Source organism: Phytohabitans sp. LJ34, from assembly GCF_052068095.1.
Lineage (GTDB): Bacteria > Actinomycetota > Actinomycetes > Mycobacteriales > Micromonosporaceae > Phytohabitans.
In genome coordinates this window covers 52,983-69,498 of record NZ_JBQHDG010000017.1, presented here as the reverse complement: position 1 = coordinate 69,498, position 16,516 = coordinate 52,983, and the positions used below count along the sequence as shown (strand labels likewise).

The following is a 16,516-nucleotide window of genomic DNA, read 5'->3' as shown; positions in this document are numbered from 1 at the left end:
GCTACCGGCTGAGCCGCTGGTACGCGCGCACGGACAAGGGGAAGAACACCGCGATCAGCGCGAGCGGCCAGAGCACGGCCAGCAGCACGGCGTGCTCGCCACCGTCCCAGCTGGGGTTGCCGAACAGCTCGCGGGCCGCGCTGACCGTGGCGGAGAGCGGGTTCCACTCGGCGAGGGCGCCCAGCCAGCCCGGCATGGTCGCCGGTGAGACGTACACATTGGACAGAAAGCCCAGCGGCCACACCAGGATCTGGAGCGCCATCAGCGCCTCCGGGCTGCGCAGCACCAGCGCGAGCCAGATGCCCATCCACAGCAGCGCGAACCGCAGCAGCAGCAACAGCCCGAACGCCCCTGCCGCCGGCGCGATCCCCTCGTGCCACCGCCAGCCGACCGCGAGGCCGCAGACGGCCATGGCGGCGAGGGTGACCACAGAGTTGAGCATGTCGGCGGACGCGCGTCCCACCACGACGGCGGAGCCGGCCATCGGCATCGCCCGGAAGCGGTCGGTCACGCCGCGGTCGGCGTCGGTGGTGACGGCCGTGTAGGTGGCCTCCAGCCCGAAGAGCATCGTCATCGCGAACATGCCGGGCAGCAGGAACTCCCGGTAGTCGCCGCCGCCGGGTACCTCGATCGCGCCGCCGAAGAGGTAGCCGAACATCAGCACGAGCATCACCGAGAACAGCAGCCCGAACACGATCTGCCAGGGCTGGGCGGCCCAGTGCTTCAGGTCGCGCAGGGTGATCGTCCACCCGTCCGCGAGCGCCCATCGCCACTTCACGCGTTCACCTCCGTCATCCGCAGGAACACCTCGTCGAGCGTGGGGCGGCGCAGCGCGATGTCCTCGACCGCGACGCCGCGGGCGTCGAGGGTGCGCACCACGTCGGTGAGCGCGGCGACCCGGTCGCGCACCGGCGCGGAGACCCGCCGGCCGTCCGGGTCGACCTCCGGCTCGGCCTCCGCGATCTCCTTGACCACCGCCGCGGCCGCGGCGAGGTCGGCGTCCGCGCGCACGACCACGTCGATCCGGTCACCCCCGATCCGGGACTTCAGTTCATCCGGGGTACCGGCGGCGACGACCCGCCCGTGGTCGAGCACCGAGATCTGGCCGGCCAGCTGGTCGGCCTCGTCCAGGTACTGCGTGGTGAGCAGCACGGTGGTGCCGTCGGCGACCAGCGCCCGCACCGCCGCCCACACCTCGTTGCGCCCGCGCGGGTCGAGGCCGGTGGTCGGCTCGTCGAGGAAGAGCACCGCCGGCCGCAGGATCAGGCTGGCGGCCAGGTCGAGGCGGCGGCGCATGCCACCGGAGTACCGCTTGACCGGCTTGCCGCCGGCGTCGGCGAGCCCGAAGCGTTCGAGCAGGTGGTCGGCGCGCCGCCCGGCCTCCCGCTTGCCGAGGTGGAAGAGGCGGCCGAACATCACGAGGTTCTCCCGCCCGCCGAGCACCTCGTCGACCGCCGCGTGCTGGCCGACGAGCCCGATCCGCTCGCGGACGGCGGCGGGTTGGCGCGCCACGTCGTACCCGTCGACGAGCGCCTTGCCACCGTCGGCCCGCAGCAGCGTGGCCAGCACGCGCACGGCGGTGGTCTTGCCGGCCCCGTTGGGCCCGAGCAGGCCGTGCACCGTGCCGGCCGGCACACGCAGGTCGAAGCCGTCGAGCGCCGCCTTGTCCCCGTAGCGTTTGCGCAGTCCTTCGACCTGGACCGCGAGGTCAGAAGCCATGACACCCTCAAACTCTCTACGCCGTACAGAATAGGCGCTCGGGGAGTATAGCTCTACGCTGTACAGAGTGACCACCGAGTACACCGGCGGAAGTGACCCGAAGCGGATCATGGAGCTGCTCTGGGGTTCGCCCGAGCGCGTCCGCCGCGGACCCAAGCCGCGCCTCACCGCCGACCAGATCATCGAGGCGGCGACCGCGATCGCCGACGCCGAGGGGCTGGCCGCCCTCTCCATGCGGCGGGTCGCCGAGCGGCTCGGGGTGACCGCGATGTCGCTGTACACGTACGTGCCCGGCAAGGCGGAGCTGCTCGACCTCATGCTCGACCGGGTCTGCGCGGAGACCGCCAAGCCCGACGACGTGCCGGGCGGCTGGCGGGCCCGGCTGGAGCTGGTCGCCCGCGAGGCGTACGCGCTCTACCTGCGCCACCCCTGGCTGCTGCACGTCGCGACGAACCGCCCGGTGCCCGGCCCCAACCTCATCGCCCAGTACGACTACCAGCTGGCGGCGGTGGAGGGCATCGGCCTCACCGACGTCGAGATGGACCTCGTCGTGACGATGGTCGGCGACTACGTGCACGGCGCGGTGCGCAGCGCGCTGGCCGCCGCCTCGCTACCGAAGGACACCGGCAAGACCGACGACGAGTGGTGGGCCGAGATCGCCCCGCAGCTGGAGAAGGTCTACGACCCCGACCGCTTTCCGCTGGCCACCCGGGTGGGCGCCGCGGCCGGCGAGGAGTACCAGGCGCCGCTCGACCCGGCGCGCGCGTTCGAGTTCGGGCTGGCGCGGCTGCTCGACGGGGTGGCCGCGCTGATCGAGGGACGCTAGGCCCGCTCGTCGTAGGCGGATTGCGCCGCGCGGACCGCGGGCATCTCCCCCTCGACCAGTTCGATCAGCTCGATCAGCTTTTCCGCGATGCGCTTGCCCGACTCGGTCAGCGAGTACTCCACCTTCGGCGGGATCGTGGCCTGCGCGTCGCGCCGCACGAGGCCGTCACGCTCCAGCGCGTGCAGCGTCTGGGACAGCATCTTCTCGCTGATGCCGTCGACCCGGCGGCGCAGCGCGTTGAACCGGTACGTCCCCTCGGAGAGCGCGGCGAGGGCGAGGATGCCCCACTTGCCGGCGACGTTTTCCAGCACGAGGCGGGAGGTGCAGGCGCGCGCGAACACGTCGGCGACAAGATCCTCCAGGGCCTCTTCCGTCATGTTCCACAGACTACCTGATGATGGGGTACTCTCCACTGGTTAGTGCTTTCTAGGAGTTAGTGGAGTCCCTCATGACCGTTGCCGTCACCGGAGCCAGTGGCCACCTCGGCCGCCTCGTCATTCGTTCGCTGCTCGACCGGGGCGTCCCGGCCGGCGAGATCGTCGCCGCCGTGCGCAGCCCGGAGAAGGTCGCCGACCTGGCCGCGCTGGGCGTGCAGGTGCGCGTGGCCGACTACGACCAGCCGTCGACGCTGGCCGACGCGTTCAAGGGCGTCGACCGCCTGCTGCTCGTCTCCGGCAGCGAGGTGGGCGCGCGGGTGCCGCAGCACACCAACGCGGTCGAGGCGGCGGTCGAGGCCGGCGTGTCGTTCATCGCGTACACCAGCGCGCCGTACGCGGACGACACCGACCTGCCCATCGCGCCGGAGCACGCCGCCACCGAGGAGGTCGTCCGCGCCAGCGGACTGCCGTTCTCGTTCCTGCGTAACAGCTGGTACGTGGAGAACTACACCGACAACCTCACCCCCGCCCTCCAGCACGGCGCGATCCTCGGCTCGGCCGGCGACGGCAAGGTCTCCGCGGCCCCGCGCGCCGACTTCGCCGCCGCGGCGGCCGCCGTCCTCGCCGGTGAGGGCCACGACAACACGGTGTACGAGCTGGGTGGCGACCAGCCGTTCACGCTCACCGAGCTCGCCGCCGAGGTGTCCCGGCAGAGTGGCAAGGAGGTCGCCTACCGCGACCTGCCGCCGGCGGAGTACACCCAGGCGCTGGTGGGCGCGGGCCTGCCCGAGGGCTACGCCCAGGTGCTGGCCGGCTGCGACGTGTCGCTGAAGGAGGGCAAGCTGCTCGTCGAGACCGGCGACCTGAGCCGCCTCATCGGCCGCCAGACGACGCCCCTCGCCGTGTCGGTCGCCGAGGGCCTGGCCCGCCTCTCCTAGCGCCTCCCCTGCCGCTCGCCCCTCAAGAGGGCAGCCCTCTTGGACGTCCAGGCGGTGAGAGGGCTGCCCTTCTGGGGCCAAGGCGCGCAGATGTGAGCTACCGCGACGCCCGTCGTGGTCCATGCCGTTGCTCCCGCGGCCTCACCCATCCGCCGCTGGTCACGCTCACCCCAGCGGCTGCGCCGGGCCTTAGGCCCGGGTTGGGGTAGGTGCGCGCGGGACGCGTTTGCTCTGCTTCCCTAGAGTGGCCACCCTGGTCGGCCCGCCGCCACCCGGGGAGGCCGTCGGGCGTGAAGCATCAATGCGCGCGGCTCGACAGCCTTCCCGACAGACCAGCCAGCAACCGGCCCGCAAAGGCCGTCTTCTGTAGATCGTGGACCGCGGGCCTGGCAGCGGAGGCCGGGGTTTCGGCGAGCGCTGCGAGCCGCCGGCCGCAGCGGTCTCCGGCGGGAGCGGCGGTCCGCAGCTGACGCGAATCCGGGAAACCTATTCGAGCGGACCCTGAAGGTCTCTAAAGCCACCCCCTCTCCTGGGCGCGGCGGATGGCTTCGAGGCGGTTGCGCGCCCCGGTCTTGCGGAGGATCGCGGACATGCGGTTGCGCACGGTGCCGTGCGCCAGGTAGAGGCGGTTGGCGATCTCCTTGGGCGGGAGGCCCTCCGCGGCGGCGCTGAGGATCTCCCGCTCGCGGTTGGTCAGTGGGTTGGGCGGGGGGTTGAGCACGGCCGCCGCGACCGCCGGGTCGATCACCCGGTTGCCGGCGGCCACCGACCGCACGATCCGCACGAACTGTGCCGGCGTCACGTCCGTGCCGGCGAAACCGAGCGTCCCCGCGGCCAGCGCCCGCCGCAGCGAGTCGGCGGTCCAGCGCCCGCTCAGCGCCAGCACCGCCACCCGCGGCACCTCCTCACGCAGCCGCATGAGCAGGCCACGCGTGTCGGCGGCGGTCAGGTCCACGTCCACGACGACCACGTCCGGGCGCTCCCGCCCGGCGACCGGCAGGATCTCCGTGCCGTCGTCGATCTCCGCCACCACCTCCAGGTCCTGTTCGCTCGTCAGCACGGTGCGCAACGCGCTCCGCAACAACCCCATCTCCTCGACGACCATGATGCGGATCACGAGGGTGTTCTCCGATCTCTGGTGCCCGCAGCTCTATTCCGGTCCTTTGTGGACCGCCGGATATTTCCGCGTCGCTCTATGGGTCATCGCTGCCGACCCGCACACCGCAACACCACGAATCCGAAAAGTGGGCGCACTCCATCGCCGCCCCACTAGTCGATCTAGCGAAAGGGCTGCCTGTGGCGCCTTTGCGAGGCGGTGCGATCAGCCAGGAAGCGGCGTGACGCCGGGCCGCCGCCCGGCGAAGGCCAAGCCGGCGCGCGGCGCGACAAGACGGCCACGCGCCTCCGGCCGCACGGCGAACACGGCCGACAACACCAGCGGCTGCCCACCGCCGGTGATCACGTCAGTGGTGTGCGCGCACCCCGCGGGCACGCACCCCCCGAAACCCGAGCCGGGCAGGGGTGCGCCACCCCGGGCGGCGATCCCACGGCCAGCGGCGGCGTCCTGCGGCCACGGTGGCGTGGTGATACCCCTGGTGGCGCCGGCCACCGCCCCCACGATGCCGGCCGCCGCGCGGTCCATCCGCGGGGCCGGCGCGGTCGCCTGGCGCGCGGCCGCGTCCACGGCCGGCGTGGTCGCGAGGGGCGGCGCCTGCGGCACCGCCGGTGGCTCGCTCGGGACGACGGCTGGGTCGCTCGGCGCGAGCGGTGGCGCCGGCGCCGGGGTCGGCCCGCCGACCACCGGGCCCGGGGCAGGCTGGAGCGGGCGGAACACGGCGGCCTCCACCAGCCGGAGGACAGGCTCCAAGGGGACGGCCCCGACGAGACCGGCCGCCGTGGCCCGCAGGGTGTCGCTGACGACGGCCGTGGTGTCCGCGAGGATCCCGGTCCCGGTGGTGGTCAGGGCGCCGATCGGCACGGCGGCCCCAAGGGTGTCGGCCGCGGTGGTCGTCAGGGCGCGGCCGGCCTCGGCGGTCGTGTCCGCGAGGATCCCGGTGGCGGCGGTCGTGGGGGCGCCGCTCGGCGGGGTCTTCGTTGTGGTGCCCGCTGGCGCCCCGGTCGCGGCGGTCGTCGTGTCGGCCAGGATCTCGGTCACCAGGGTGCGGGCCGTCGCGGTGTCGGTCGGTCCATCCGCGGGATCCCCGAAAATGGCGGCCGTCAGTCCGGTGTCACCGCCTGAGGCGCGGTCCCGACCGCCGTCGCGGTCTGGAGTGCGATCTCGGCCAGCGTCACCGCTTGGGGTGCGATCTCGGCCAGCGTCACCAGTTGGGAGGCGGTCCGGTCCGGTGTCGCGGTCTGGGGTGTCGCCCTTTGTGGCCTTCGCCGCCCCGGGCGGGGCGTCGCCCCGCGCGGCCTTCGCCACCGTGGGCGGCACGTCGCCGCGGGTGGCCTTCGCCGCCTTGGGCGGGGCGTCGCCCCGCGTGGCCTTCGTCATCGTGGGTGGGGCGTCGCCGCGGGTGACCTCCGGTGGGGCGGGTGGCGGCTCGGGCGCGTGGTGCGGCAGCGTGGCCGCCAAACGGTCGGTCGGGAGCGGGCCCAGGTCCAGGCCGCCGCCATCCGCTCTCGCGGGTCTGTCGAAGAGGGCGAGCACCAGGTAGGCGACCACCGCCGCACCGGCCAGCAGCAGTGCGCGCACCGCTGTCCGACATGCCGGCGTACTGGTCATCAGGCCTGTGTCACCCTCCGCGATCGTACGATCAGCGGACGATATCAAGACATCGACAAGGTCGCATTCCCCGGGAGGGATGACAGCGGCGGAAAAATGTCAGCCGAACAGGTCAGTGGATTGACAGAGGGTTACGTCGTAGCTTTCCAGCATCGGGATCAGGATGCCCTCCAGCTCGTTCCTGAACACGTCGCCGCCATAGAAAGCGGCCTTCATCCGGTCGCGCTCGGCCAGCGACGGAAAGCCGCGCAGCCAGATGAAACGGTGGGGGTTCTCGGTGTCGAGAAACGGACCCAGCACCGCGATTCCGTACTCGCGGTGCAGCGGCACGACGCGCTTTTCGAAGATCTCGACGAATTCCGCTCGGCGGCCGGGCGTGATCCGATATGTGCGTACTTCCACAATCATGAAGCGGACTATAATCACGGCCGTGGGCGAGCCCAAGAACGCACCTCGAGGTAACGGTCGGCCCAATCCTGTCACCGGGTGCCCACTCACGGCCGCGCTCGCGGCGGTCGGCGGTAAGTGGAAGCTGATCATCGTCTACTGGCTGGCCGAGTCGCCGCGGCACTTCGCGGCGCTGCGGCAGGCCGTGCCCGGCATCTCGCAAAAGGTGCTGGCCGAGCAGCTGCGCGAGCTCGTCGACGACGGCATCGTGGCGCGCCAGCCGACGGGTGAGGCGCCCGCCCCGGTGGAGTACTCGCTGACCACCTACGGCAAGACCGTGCTGCCGCTGGTGGAGGAGGCGCGCGCGTGGGGGCGGGCGCACCTGAGCCGCGCTACTCGCGAAAGCCCTGCCTGAAGCGGCGGAAGAAGCCGCCCTCGCGCGGGAGCGGTGCGGCGGCGGGCGGGGCCGTGGCGCGCTGCCGGGCGATCGGCTGGTCGTAGTCGGTGCGGGCGATCGCGTCGACTACCTGGTGCTCGTCGAAGTTTTCCGAGCCCTGGATGTGCGGCACGAAGCCGACCAGCACGCCGTCGCGCATGACCTGGGCCTCCAGGCCCGCGGTGCCGTCGGTGTCCCACATCGCCTGGCGGCCGTCGCGCAGCGCGATCCGTACGCCGTACTGCGCGACGCCCGCCCGCTCCAGGTGTGCCGGCACGCCGCGGTCGCGGAGCGCGTCGACGACCCGCTGGGCCCTGCTTTCGTCCATGCCGCGACGGTAGCGCCGAGGGCTGAAAGGCTACTGAAAGTCAGCTGTGCGCATGCGCAGCGGGACGGGCGAGCAGGCCGCCGAGCAGTGCGCCGAGGATCGCGCAGAGCACCACCAGGCCGGTCCACATCTCGGCCGGCCAGCGGACGCCCTCTGCCAGGTGCAGGCCGAGCAGGTGGCCGCTCCACACCGCACCGGCGAAGACCGCGCCGGCGATCGGCAGGCGGAGCGCCGCGTCCGTGCCGCGGGTGGCGTCCAGCCGTACCAGGACCAGGTCGGCGACCGCCGCCCCGAGCACCGCGCCGAGCGCTCCCGCGGCCTGCGGGGCGGGAAACTCGTTCATGACCATCATGAACAGCGCCACGCCGCCGACGACCGCCGTCGCGACACCGGGCGTCGGCCGCCGCCGGTGGGCCAGCAGCACGGCCGCGGCGAGGAGGATCGTCGTGACGAGGTACGCGCCGACGCCCTGCACCGCCAGCACCTGCGCCGGCAGGTCCGCGGCGCGGGCGTCGTCGATCGCCTCGTAGGGCACGGTGGGACGCGCGGTGCGGAACGCGATCGAGTGGCTGAGCAGGATCGTGGCGAACATGGCCGTGAGCGCGAGCGAGGCCACGCCGGTCGCGAGGCGCAGGCCGCCGCCGGCGCCGGTCGCCCACCACGAGCGCAGCGGGCTGCTCAGCATCAGCACCGCGGCGAAGACCAGCGCCATGTGGCTCGGGCTGAACGCGGCGTTGAGGCCCACCTCCACGCCGATCGTCTCGTGCCACACCATGTCGGCGAGCCCGGCGCCGAGGAAGATCAGGACGCCGAGCGCGCCGGTGCGGTAGCCGCTGGGCCACGCGTCGCGCCACCAGTAGGGGTGCCGTTCACGCCGCCGGTACGCGAGGAAGAAGATCCACGCGGAGGTGGCGGCGAAGCCGAAGTAGAGCAGCGCGTGCCATGGCGTGAAGAACCCCTCGATCGTGTCGAGGATGTTGACGTGCGCCCACCCGTCGGAGAGCGCGCCCCCGACGAAGCAGGCGCCCAGCACCACCGCCACGAGGTCTTCGCGCGGCGTGGCGACCTCCGTGGCGCGGCCGGTGCGGGTCGGGGTGTCGGACAACGACGTGGACATGAGGACCACCTCCCCAGGAGATAGTCCGTATCGTCCCAAGATCCGCCGATTGATCGCCAGGTGTCAATGGCCCGGGGCGATCGGCCACTCCTCGAACCAGGCGCACCGCCCGTCCGCGGCGAAGCGGAGGATCCACAGGTCGCGCCACTCTTGGTCGAGCGGCGGGCCGTAGCGCACCTCGGCCCGGACGACCGCGGTGTCGCCCTCGACGGCCACCACGTCGCGGCTCATGTCGAACGCCTCGTCGGGCCCCTCCCGCTCGGCCTCCCACATCCGCGCGATCGCGGGCAGGCCGACGACCGGCTCCCTGTACGGCCCCTGGAGGTAGCTCGCGTCATCGGTGAAGATCTCGCCGAGCGTCGTGGTGCCCGGCGAGCGCCACGCCCGCTCGTACGCGTCGACCCAGCGCAGCACGTCGGAGTGATCCACGCGCTCAGTCTCGCAGGAAATCCATGATCGCGCCGCGCAGTGCCGCGGCCGCGTGGGTGGGTGTGGACTCGCGGCGCTCGGCGATCGCGACCGTGCGCTGGATGCCGGGCCGGGCCAGCGGCGCGGAGTGCAGCGCCGGGTGGCCGGCCAGCACCATGCTCGGCACCACCGCCACGCCCAGGCCCGCGGCGACGAAGCTGAGCACCGCGTCCATCTCGCCGCCCTCGACCGCGAACGACGGCTCGAACCCGGCCGCGTGGCACGCGTTCAAGGTGGCGTCTCTCAGGTCGTACCCCTTGCGGAACATGACCAGCGGGCGGTGCCGCAGCTCCGCGATGGGCATGCCACCGGCGGCGGCCGGGAGGGGTACGGCCGAGGCGACGACGAGGTCTTCGCGGAGGATCGGCTCGGCGCGCAGGGCCGGGTCGATGCCGTGCGGCGGCAGGATGACCAGCGCGAGGTCGAGGCCGCCCTCGGTGAGATGGCGGACGAGGTCCTGCGAGCCGCTCTCCTCGACGTGCAGGTCGATGCCGGGGTGGGCGGCGCGGAAGCGGGGCAGCACCCGCGCGACCAGGCTGGTGGAGAGGCTGGGCGTGGCGCCGAGCCGCACCCGGCCGCGGCGCAGGCCGACCAGCTCCTGCACCTCGCGGCGGGCGGTCTCCACGTCGGCGAGCACACGCCGCGCGATCGGCAGCAGCGCGGCGCCGGCCGGGGTGAGCGTCACGGCACCCCGGGTGCGGTCGAGCAGCGGGGCGCCGATGTCGCGCTCCAGGCTGTGGATCTGCTTGCTCAGCGTCGGCTGTGCCACGCCGAGGCCGGCCGCCGCGCGTGTGAAGTGGCGCTCATCGGCGACGGCCACGAAGTACCGGAGCTGCTGGAGCTGCACGCTCGATAGCCTACAGCTATCGCTCCTGCGGCAACGATGTATTGGACGAATCGAACGCACCGACCTAACGTCGGCCGCGTGAGCACGGTCGGTCAAAAGGCGCTGATGGCGGTGAGCGGCATCCTGCTGATGCTGTTCCTGGTGGCGCACATGGTCGGCAACCTCAAGGTGTTCGTGGGGGCCGAGTCGTTCGACCACTACGCGCACTGGCTGCGCACGATCGGCGCGCCACTGCTCCCCCACTCCGGGTACCTGTGGATCCAGCGGTCCGTGCTCACCGTGGCGCTGGTCGCCCACGTGGCGGCGGCGACCTCCCTCGCGCTGCGGGCCCGGGCCGCGCGCCCCGTCCGGTACGCGCACCGCCGGCCCGTCCAGGGCAGCTACGCCGCCCGCACGATGCGGTGGGGTGGCGTGATCATCCTGCTCTTCGCCGTGTACCACGTGCTCGACCTCACCACCGGCACGCTCAACCCGGTCGGCGACCGGGCGCACCCGTACGCCAACGTGGTCGCCGACTTCGCGCCGGAGCGGTGGTACGTGACGCTCTTCTACACGCTCGCCGTGCTGGCGGTCGGCTTCCACCTGCGGCACGGGGTGTTCAGCGCGGTGCGCACGCTCGGGCAGCACACGGCGGCTGGTGAGCGCCGCGCCCGGGTGGTCGCGCTGGTGGTCGCGGTGGGGTTGTGCGCCGGCTTCCTGTCCGTTCCGTTCGCCGTGATGGTGGGTTTGGTGGGTTGATGTTCTCCGAGGGTGCTCCGATCAAGGACTCGCGCGCGCCGGATGGGCCGCTCGAGACGCGGTGGGACCGGCGGCGCTTCGAGGCCCGGCTGGTCAACCCGGCCAACCGCCGCCGCCTCACGGTCATCGTCGTGGGCACGGGCCTCGCCGGCGCCTCGGCCGCCGCGACGCTCGGCGAGGCCGGGTACCGGGTGAAGTCGTACTGCTACCAGGACAGCCCCCGCCGCGCCCACTCGATCGCGGCGCAGGGCGGCATCAACGCGGCCAAGAACTACCGCAACGACGGCGACTCCGTGCACCGCCTCTTCTACGACACGGTGAAGGGCGGCGACTTCCGCTCGCGTGAGTCCAATGTGTACCGTCTCGCCCAGGTCTCCGTCGAGATCATCGACCAGTGCGTGGCGCAGGGTGTGCCGTTCGCGCGGGAGTACGGCGGGCTGCTCGACAACCGCTCCTTCGGCGGCGCGCAGGTGTCCCGCACGTTCTACGCGCGCGGGCAGACCGGGCAGCAGCTGCTGCTCGGCGCCTACCAGGCGCTGTCCCGGCAGGTCGCCGCCGGGTCCGTCCTTTCGTTCGAACGGCACGAGATGCTCGACCTCGTCGTGGCCGACGGGCGGGCGCGCGGGATCGTGGTGCGCGACCTTGTCACCGGCGAGGTGACGACCGAGCTCGCGGACGCGGTGGTGCTCGCCACCGGTGGCTACGGCAACGTCTTCTTCCTCTCCACCAACGCCAAGGGCTGCAACGTCACCGCCACCTGGCGCGCGCACCGCCGGGGCGCGCTCTTCGCCAACCCGTGCTTCACCCAGATCCATCCCACGTGTATTCCGCAGAGCGGCCCGCACCAGTCGAAGCTGACCCTGATGAGCGAGTCGCTGCGCAACGATGGCCGCGTGTGGGTGCCGCTCCGCTCCGGCGACGGGCGCGCGCCGGGCGACATCCCCGAGGCAGAGCGCGACTACTACCTGGAGCGGATGTACCCGTCGTTCGGCAACCTCGTCCCTCGCGACATCGCCTCCCGCGCCGCCAAGAACGTGTGCGACGAGGGGCGCGGAGTCGGGCCGGGCGGCTTGGGCGTGTACCTGGACTTCGCGGACGCGATCGCGCGGCTGGGGCGGCCGGCGGTCGCCGCCCGCTACGGAAACCTCTTCGAGATGTACCAGCGGATCACCGGCGAGGACCCGTACGAGGTGCCGATGCGCATCTACCCCGCCGTGCACTACACGATGGGCGGGCTGTGGGTCGACTACGACCTCCAGTCGACGATCCCCGGCCTCTTCGTGATCGGCGAGGCCAACTTCTCCGACCACGGCGCCAACCGGCTCGGCGCTTCGGCGCTCATGCAAGGCCTGGCGGACGGCTACTTCGTGCTGCCCAACACGATCAACGACTACCTCGCCGACGGGCCCTTCCCGCCGGTGGACCCGTCGGCCGCGCTCGCCGACGTGCGGGATCGCGTGGCGCGGCTGCTCTCGGTGAACGGCGACCGCACCGTCGACTCCTTCCACCGCGAGCTGGGCCGCATCATGTGGGACCACTGCGGCATGGAACGCACGGACGCCGGCCTGCGCAAGGCGATCTCCTTGGTCAGGTCGCTGCGGGACGAGTTCTGGGCCCGCGTCCGGGTGCCGTCGTCCGCCGGGTTCAACCAGTCCCTGGAACGGGCCGGCCGGGTGGCCGACTTCCTGGAGCTGGCCGAGCTGATGTGCGTGGACGCGCTGCACCGCACCGAGTCGTGCGGCGGCCACTTCCGGGCGGAGAGCCAGACCCCGGACGGCGAGGCACTGCGCGACGACGCGCGCTTCGCGTACGTGGCGGCCTGGGAGTGGACCGGTGGGGCGCCGGTGCTGCATCGGGAGGACCTGGAGTTCGCGCACGTGACGCCGAGCCAGCGGAGCTATCGATGAGATCGTTTTTTCAGGCGGCTGCTGTGAATCTGACCTTGCGCGTCTGGCGGCACGCCAACCCGCGAGCACGCGGATCGACGAGTTCTTTTGTGAGGCGGCTGCCGTGAATCTGACCTTGCGCATCTGGCGGCAGGCCGGCCCGCGGGAGCGTGGCCGGATGGTGGCCTACGAGGTCGCCGACGTCTCGCCCGGCATGTCCTTCCTCGAGGTGCTCGACGCGCTGAACGAGCGCCTCACCCTCGACGGCGCCGAGCCGGTGGCGTTCGACCACGACTGCCGCGAGGGCATCTGCGGCGCGTGCGGCCTCGTCATCAACGGCGTCGCGCACGGCCCGGCGCCGGCGACCGCCACGTGCCAGCTCCACATGCGACACTTTCGCGACGGCGACACGATCGACGTCGAACCGTGGCGGGCGCGAGCCTTTCCCGTCGTCAAGGATCTCGTGGTCGACCGCGGCGCGCTCGACCGCGTGATCCAGGCCGGCGGCTACGTCAGCGCGCCGACCGGCAGCGCCCCCGACGCACACGCCATCCCGGTGCCCAAGGCCGACGCCGACGCCGCCTTCGAGGCCGCCACCTGCATCGGCTGCGGCGCCTGCGTGGCCGCCTGCCCGAACGGCTCCGCGATGCTCTTCACCGCCGCGAAGGTCACCCACCTCGCCCGCCTGCCACAGGGACAGCCGGAACGCCAGTCGCGCGTCCTCGACATGGTGGCGGCGCACGACGAGGCCGGCTTCGGCGGCTGCACCAACACGGGCGAGTGCACGGCCGTGTGCCCGAAGGGCATCCCGCTGGAGACCATCGGCCAGCTCAACCGCGACTACCTCCAGGCGGCCCGCCGGCGCTCTACGGGAGCGCCTCGGCCTCGGGCAAGGGGCGCTTGAGGTAGTAACGATGGACCTCCGTGGTGCCTTCGAGGTTGTTGATGTCTTCCTCGGTGGCCACGAGCTCCCAGCCGCGGGCACCGGCCCGGTTGAGGTGCGAGACCGCGGTGTCGCCGAGCGCGGACACATCCTGCCGGGTCCCGTCCGGCGAGTACCAGGTATACGACATGCGCCACTCGGACGGCCCCGACGCCTCCCGGCGACGGACCAACAACGCGTACTCCCACCTCAGCATCCGTCCATTATGGCCTCCCGCCGTCGTGTCCTCTTCGGTCGCGGGGTCGTCTTCGGGCCGTTGCACTCGCGCCGTCGGCGCTCGGCCCGGGCGGCGCTCGGGCCGGCGGCGCTCGGGCCGGCGGCGCTCGGCCCCGGCGGGTGCGCGCGGGCCTGCCAGTGCGCGCGGGTCAGTCGGGCGTTGGGCGCTCTAGGGCCAGCCTCGGCAGGATGCGGGCGACCGGGCGCGGGAGCCACCACGCGCGGGCGCCGAGCAGCTGCATCACCGCCGGCAGCACGAGGCAGCGGATGACGACCGCGTCGAGGAGGACCGCCACCGCCAGCCCCAGGCCGAACTGCTGGAGCATCCGGTCCGGGCTCAGCAGGAACGCGCCGAACACCACCACCATGATGGCCGCCGCCGCGGTGACCACCCGGCCGGTCGTGGCCAGGCCTTCGCGGACGGCCGCGGGTGCGTCGCGGCGGTGCTCCCACTCCTCGTGCATGCGGGAGAGCAGGAAGACCTCGTAGTCCATCGAGAGGCCGAACACGATCGCGAAGACCATGACGGGCACGTATGCCTCGATCGGGCCGGGCTGGACGCCGAACAGGCCGTGCTGGAAGACCAGCGTGATCACGCCCATCGAGGCGCCGACGCTGAGCAGGTTGAGCACCGCGGCCTTCACCGGGATCAACAGCGAGCGGAACACGGCCATCAGCAGCAGCGCCGACAGCCCGACCACCACGGCCACGAAGAGCGGGAGCCGGCCGGCGACCGCGTCGGCGAAGTCTTCGGTCGCCGCCACGCTGCCGCCGACCAGGAACGTCGCGCCGGTCTCCCGGGACAGCGGCGGCAGCACGTCTTCGCGCAGCCGCTGCACCAGGTCGTGGGTCTGCGCGTCCTGCGGCTTGGACGCCGGAAAGACGATGAGCGTCGCGACGTCGCCGGAGGGCGGAGGCGCCACGGTCGTGGCCACGCCGGGCACCTCGTCGAGGGCGCGGGCGGCGGGCGCCGCGGCGGCCGGGTCGCCCTCGACGACCACGATCAGCGGGCCGTTGAAGCCCGGACCGAAGCCCTGGGCCAGCAGGTCGTACGCCTGACGGCTGGTCGTGGACGGCGCGTCGTTGCCGGCGTCGGCGAAGCCGAGACGGATGCCGAACGCCGGCGCCGTGATGGCGAGCAGCGCGGCCACCGACACGAGCGCCGCGCTCCACGGGCGACGCTGCACCCAGGCCGCCCAGCGCCGCCAGCGGTCTCCCTCCGGACGGCGGGCCCGACCGGCGCGGCGCCGGACACCACGCTCGATGCGGCGGCCGAAGACGGCGAGCAGCGCCGGCAGGAGCGTCAGCGACGCGACCATGGTGACGAACACCGTCACCGCGACCGCGACGGCCACACCTTGGAGCGAGCCGAGCCCGAGCGCGACGAGCCCCATCAGCGCGATGATCACCGTGCAACCGGCGAAGAAGACCGTCCGGCCGGCCGTGTCGAGCGCGATACGCGCGGCCTCGGCCCGGTCCGCGCCTCCGCCGGTGCCGCGTCCGGGACCGGCCCCGTCCACACCTCCGCCGCCCGACGGTCCCGACCCAGGCTGCCCCAGACCGGCGACCAGCTCGGCACGGCCGGCGCCCGCCTCGCCTGACGGTCCCGGCCCAGACCGCCCTAGACCGGCGATCAGCTCGGCGCGGTATCGGGAGAAGACGAGCAGGGCGTAGTCGATGCCGACGCCGAGCCCGACCAGGATCATCAGCGGCGGGGTGAAGTCGGCGATGGTGGCCAGGTGCGAGGCGAGCACGACGAGCCCGATCGAGCTGCCCACCGCGAACACCGCGATGACGATCGGCAGGCTGGCCGCCAGCAGCGAGCCGAACAGCAGCACCAGGATCACCAGCGCGGCGAGTAGACCGATGCCCTCGGCGGCGCCGCCCTCGCTCTCCTCGGCCCCGCGCACCGCGTCGCCGCCCAGCTCGACGCGCAGGCCGCTGCCCTCGGCTGCCTGAGCCGTGTCGATGATCGCGCGGACGTCGTCGGTCGGCACGTCCTGCGCCTGGCGGTCGAGGGTGACCGTGGCGTACGCGATCGTGCCGTCCGCCGAGACCGCACCCGGCCCGCCATAAGGGCTCTGGACGTCGGCGACGTGCGGCAACGCGCGCACCCGGCCGAGCATGGCCTCGACCCGCTCGCGCGCGGCCGGCGCGGTCACGCCGCCAGCGTCCTGCACCACGATCTGGACCGTGTCGCCGGCCCGGACCGGCGCGCGCTCGCGCAGCGTGTCGACCGCGCGCTGCGACTCCGTGCCGGGCAGGGAGAAGTCGTTGTGGTACGCGCTGCCGACCGCCTGTGAACCGACCGTCACCGCGGCGAGGGCGAGCACCCACAGGGCGAGCGCCCACCACCGGTGCTCCTGGGACCAGCCGGCGAGGCGGGCCAGCCGGGATGTGCGCGTGGCGGTGGCGCGGGACGGCGCGGAAACGGGCATGCGGGACACGTTAGGAACGGCGGGCGCTCCACCGCGTCGCGCCGCGGGGCGAACCACCTGTCCCCCCGAGGGGGTACGCAACGTGCCTCCACGGGGCGATCCGGAGTGGCGTCCCCCTGGCCTAGGC

At 72.8% G+C, this 16,516-nt stretch carries 18 protein-coding genes; 6 read left to right on the top strand and 12 right to left on the bottom strand.

Going from position 1 to position 16,516, the window contains the following annotated elements; genetic code table 11:
- Position 1 precedes the first annotated feature (1 nt).
- Positions 2 to 778 carry an ABC transporter permease gene (locus ACTMTJ_RS28040; protein WP_441221104.1) on the bottom strand — a complete coding sequence of 259 codons (777 nt, stop codon included), beginning with the start codon at positions 776 to 778 and terminating at the stop codon, positions 2 to 4.
- Positions 775 to 1,719, bottom strand: a complete 945-nt coding sequence (locus tag ACTMTJ_RS28035) for an ATP-binding cassette domain-containing protein (RefSeq protein ID WP_441221102.1) — start codon at positions 1,717 to 1,719, stop codon at positions 775 to 777. The genes ACTMTJ_RS28040 and ACTMTJ_RS28035 overlap by 4 nt, the downstream gene beginning before the upstream one ends.
- A gap of 67 nt (positions 1,720 to 1,786) precedes the next feature.
- On the opposite strand from ACTMTJ_RS28035, the gene ACTMTJ_RS28030 reads away from it, so the two are divergent.
- Positions 1,787 to 2,545 carry a TetR/AcrR family transcriptional regulator gene (locus tag ACTMTJ_RS28030; RefSeq protein WP_441221100.1) on the top strand — a complete coding sequence of 253 codons (759 nt, stop codon included), beginning with the start codon at positions 1,787 to 1,789 and terminating at the stop codon, positions 2,543 to 2,545.
- Here ACTMTJ_RS28030 and ACTMTJ_RS28025 read toward each other — a convergent pair.
- Positions 2,542 to 2,922: a winged helix-turn-helix transcriptional regulator gene (locus ACTMTJ_RS28025; protein WP_441221098.1), complete on the bottom strand. Its 381-nt coding sequence runs from the start codon at positions 2,920 to 2,922 to the stop codon at positions 2,542 to 2,544. The genes ACTMTJ_RS28030 and ACTMTJ_RS28025 overlap by 4 nt on opposite strands.
- A gap of 71 nt (positions 2,923 to 2,993) precedes the next feature.
- Between ACTMTJ_RS28025 and ACTMTJ_RS28020 the strand changes: the two genes are divergently transcribed.
- Positions 2,994 to 3,860, top strand: coding sequence for an SDR family oxidoreductase (locus tag ACTMTJ_RS28020; protein ID WP_441221096.1), 867 nt, complete (start codon positions 2,994 to 2,996; stop codon positions 3,858 to 3,860).
- Positions 3,861 to 4,371: 511 nt separating this feature from the next.
- On the opposite strand, the gene ACTMTJ_RS28015 is transcribed toward ACTMTJ_RS28020, so the two are convergent.
- The 3 genes from ACTMTJ_RS28015 to ACTMTJ_RS28005 form a co-directional block, all read right to left on the bottom strand.
- Positions 4,372 to 4,977 carry a response regulator transcription factor gene (locus ACTMTJ_RS28015; RefSeq protein ID WP_441221094.1) on the bottom strand — a complete coding sequence of 202 codons (606 nt, stop codon included), beginning with the start codon at positions 4,975 to 4,977 and terminating at the stop codon, positions 4,372 to 4,374.
- A gap of 204 nt (positions 4,978 to 5,181) precedes the next feature.
- Positions 5,182 to 6,555 (bottom strand): hypothetical protein, encoded by a 1,374-nt coding sequence (locus tag ACTMTJ_RS28010; protein WP_441221092.1) that lies wholly within the window; start codon positions 6,553 to 6,555, stop codon positions 5,182 to 5,184.
- Positions 6,556 to 6,684: 129 nt separating this feature from the next.
- On the bottom strand, positions 6,685 to 6,993 hold the full coding sequence (locus ACTMTJ_RS28005; protein ID WP_441221090.1) for an NIPSNAP family protein: 309 nt from the start codon (positions 6,991 to 6,993) through the stop codon (positions 6,685 to 6,687).
- Positions 6,994 to 7,015: 22 nt separating this feature from the next.
- On the opposite strand from ACTMTJ_RS28005, the gene ACTMTJ_RS28000 reads away from it, so the two are divergent.
- Entirely contained in the window at positions 7,016 to 7,387 is a 372-nt protein-coding gene (locus tag ACTMTJ_RS28000) for a winged helix-turn-helix transcriptional regulator (RefSeq protein ID WP_441221088.1), read from the top strand.
- Here the strand turns inward: ACTMTJ_RS28000 and ACTMTJ_RS27995 are convergent.
- The 4 genes from ACTMTJ_RS27995 to ACTMTJ_RS27980 all read right to left on the bottom strand — a co-directional run bounded on the left by ACTMTJ_RS27995 (position 7,365) and on the right by ACTMTJ_RS27980 (position 10,168).
- Positions 7,365 to 7,736, bottom strand: a complete 372-nt coding sequence (locus ACTMTJ_RS27995; RefSeq protein ID WP_441221086.1) for a hypothetical protein — start codon at positions 7,734 to 7,736, stop codon at positions 7,365 to 7,367. The genes ACTMTJ_RS28000 and ACTMTJ_RS27995 overlap by 23 nt on opposite strands.
- A 40-nt stretch (positions 7,737 to 7,776) precedes the next feature.
- Positions 7,777 to 8,853 (bottom strand): hypothetical protein, encoded by a 1,077-nt coding sequence (locus ACTMTJ_RS27990; RefSeq protein WP_441221084.1) that lies wholly within the window; start codon positions 8,851 to 8,853, stop codon positions 7,777 to 7,779.
- Between the two features lie 63 nt (positions 8,854 to 8,916).
- On the bottom strand, positions 8,917 to 9,282 hold the full coding sequence (locus ACTMTJ_RS27985; protein ID WP_441221082.1) for a YybH family protein: 366 nt from the start codon (positions 9,280 to 9,282) through the stop codon (positions 8,917 to 8,919).
- Between the two features lie 4 nt (positions 9,283 to 9,286).
- Positions 9,287 to 10,168: a LysR family transcriptional regulator gene (locus tag ACTMTJ_RS27980; protein WP_441221081.1), complete on the bottom strand. Its 882-nt coding sequence runs from the start codon at positions 10,166 to 10,168 to the stop codon at positions 9,287 to 9,289.
- A 78-nt stretch (positions 10,169 to 10,246) separates the two neighbouring features.
- On the opposite strand from ACTMTJ_RS27980, the gene ACTMTJ_RS27975 reads away from it, so the two are divergent.
- From ACTMTJ_RS27975 to ACTMTJ_RS27965, 3 genes are all read left to right on the top strand, one after another.
- Complete coding sequence (locus ACTMTJ_RS27975) at positions 10,247 to 10,906, top strand: succinate dehydrogenase cytochrome b subunit (protein WP_441221079.1); 660 nt, start codon at positions 10,247 to 10,249, stop codon at positions 10,904 to 10,906.
- The gene (locus tag ACTMTJ_RS27970) at positions 10,906 to 12,813 is read left to right on the top strand and encodes a fumarate reductase/succinate dehydrogenase flavoprotein subunit (protein ID WP_441221077.1); all 1,908 of its coding nucleotides are present in this window, start codon (positions 10,906 to 10,908) and stop codon (positions 12,811 to 12,813) included. The genes ACTMTJ_RS27975 and ACTMTJ_RS27970 overlap by 1 nt, the downstream gene beginning before the upstream one ends.
- Before the next feature lie 103 nt (positions 12,814 to 12,916).
- Positions 12,917 to 13,696: a succinate dehydrogenase/fumarate reductase iron-sulfur subunit gene (locus tag ACTMTJ_RS27965; RefSeq protein ID WP_441221075.1), complete on the top strand. Its 780-nt coding sequence runs from the start codon at positions 12,917 to 12,919 to the stop codon at positions 13,694 to 13,696.
- Here ACTMTJ_RS27965 and ACTMTJ_RS27960 read toward each other — a convergent pair.
- Both ACTMTJ_RS27960 and ACTMTJ_RS27955 read right to left on the bottom strand, forming a co-directional pair.
- Positions 13,659 to 13,931: a hypothetical protein gene (locus tag ACTMTJ_RS27960; RefSeq protein WP_441221073.1), complete on the bottom strand. Its 273-nt coding sequence runs from the start codon at positions 13,929 to 13,931 to the stop codon at positions 13,659 to 13,661. The genes ACTMTJ_RS27965 and ACTMTJ_RS27960 overlap by 38 nt on opposite strands.
- A gap of 169 nt (positions 13,932 to 14,100) precedes the next feature.
- Positions 14,101 to 16,389 carry an MMPL family transporter gene (locus ACTMTJ_RS27955; RefSeq protein WP_441221071.1) on the bottom strand — a complete coding sequence of 763 codons (2,289 nt, stop codon included), beginning with the start codon at positions 16,387 to 16,389 and terminating at the stop codon, positions 14,101 to 14,103.
- Positions 16,390 to 16,516: the final 127 nt, after the last annotated feature.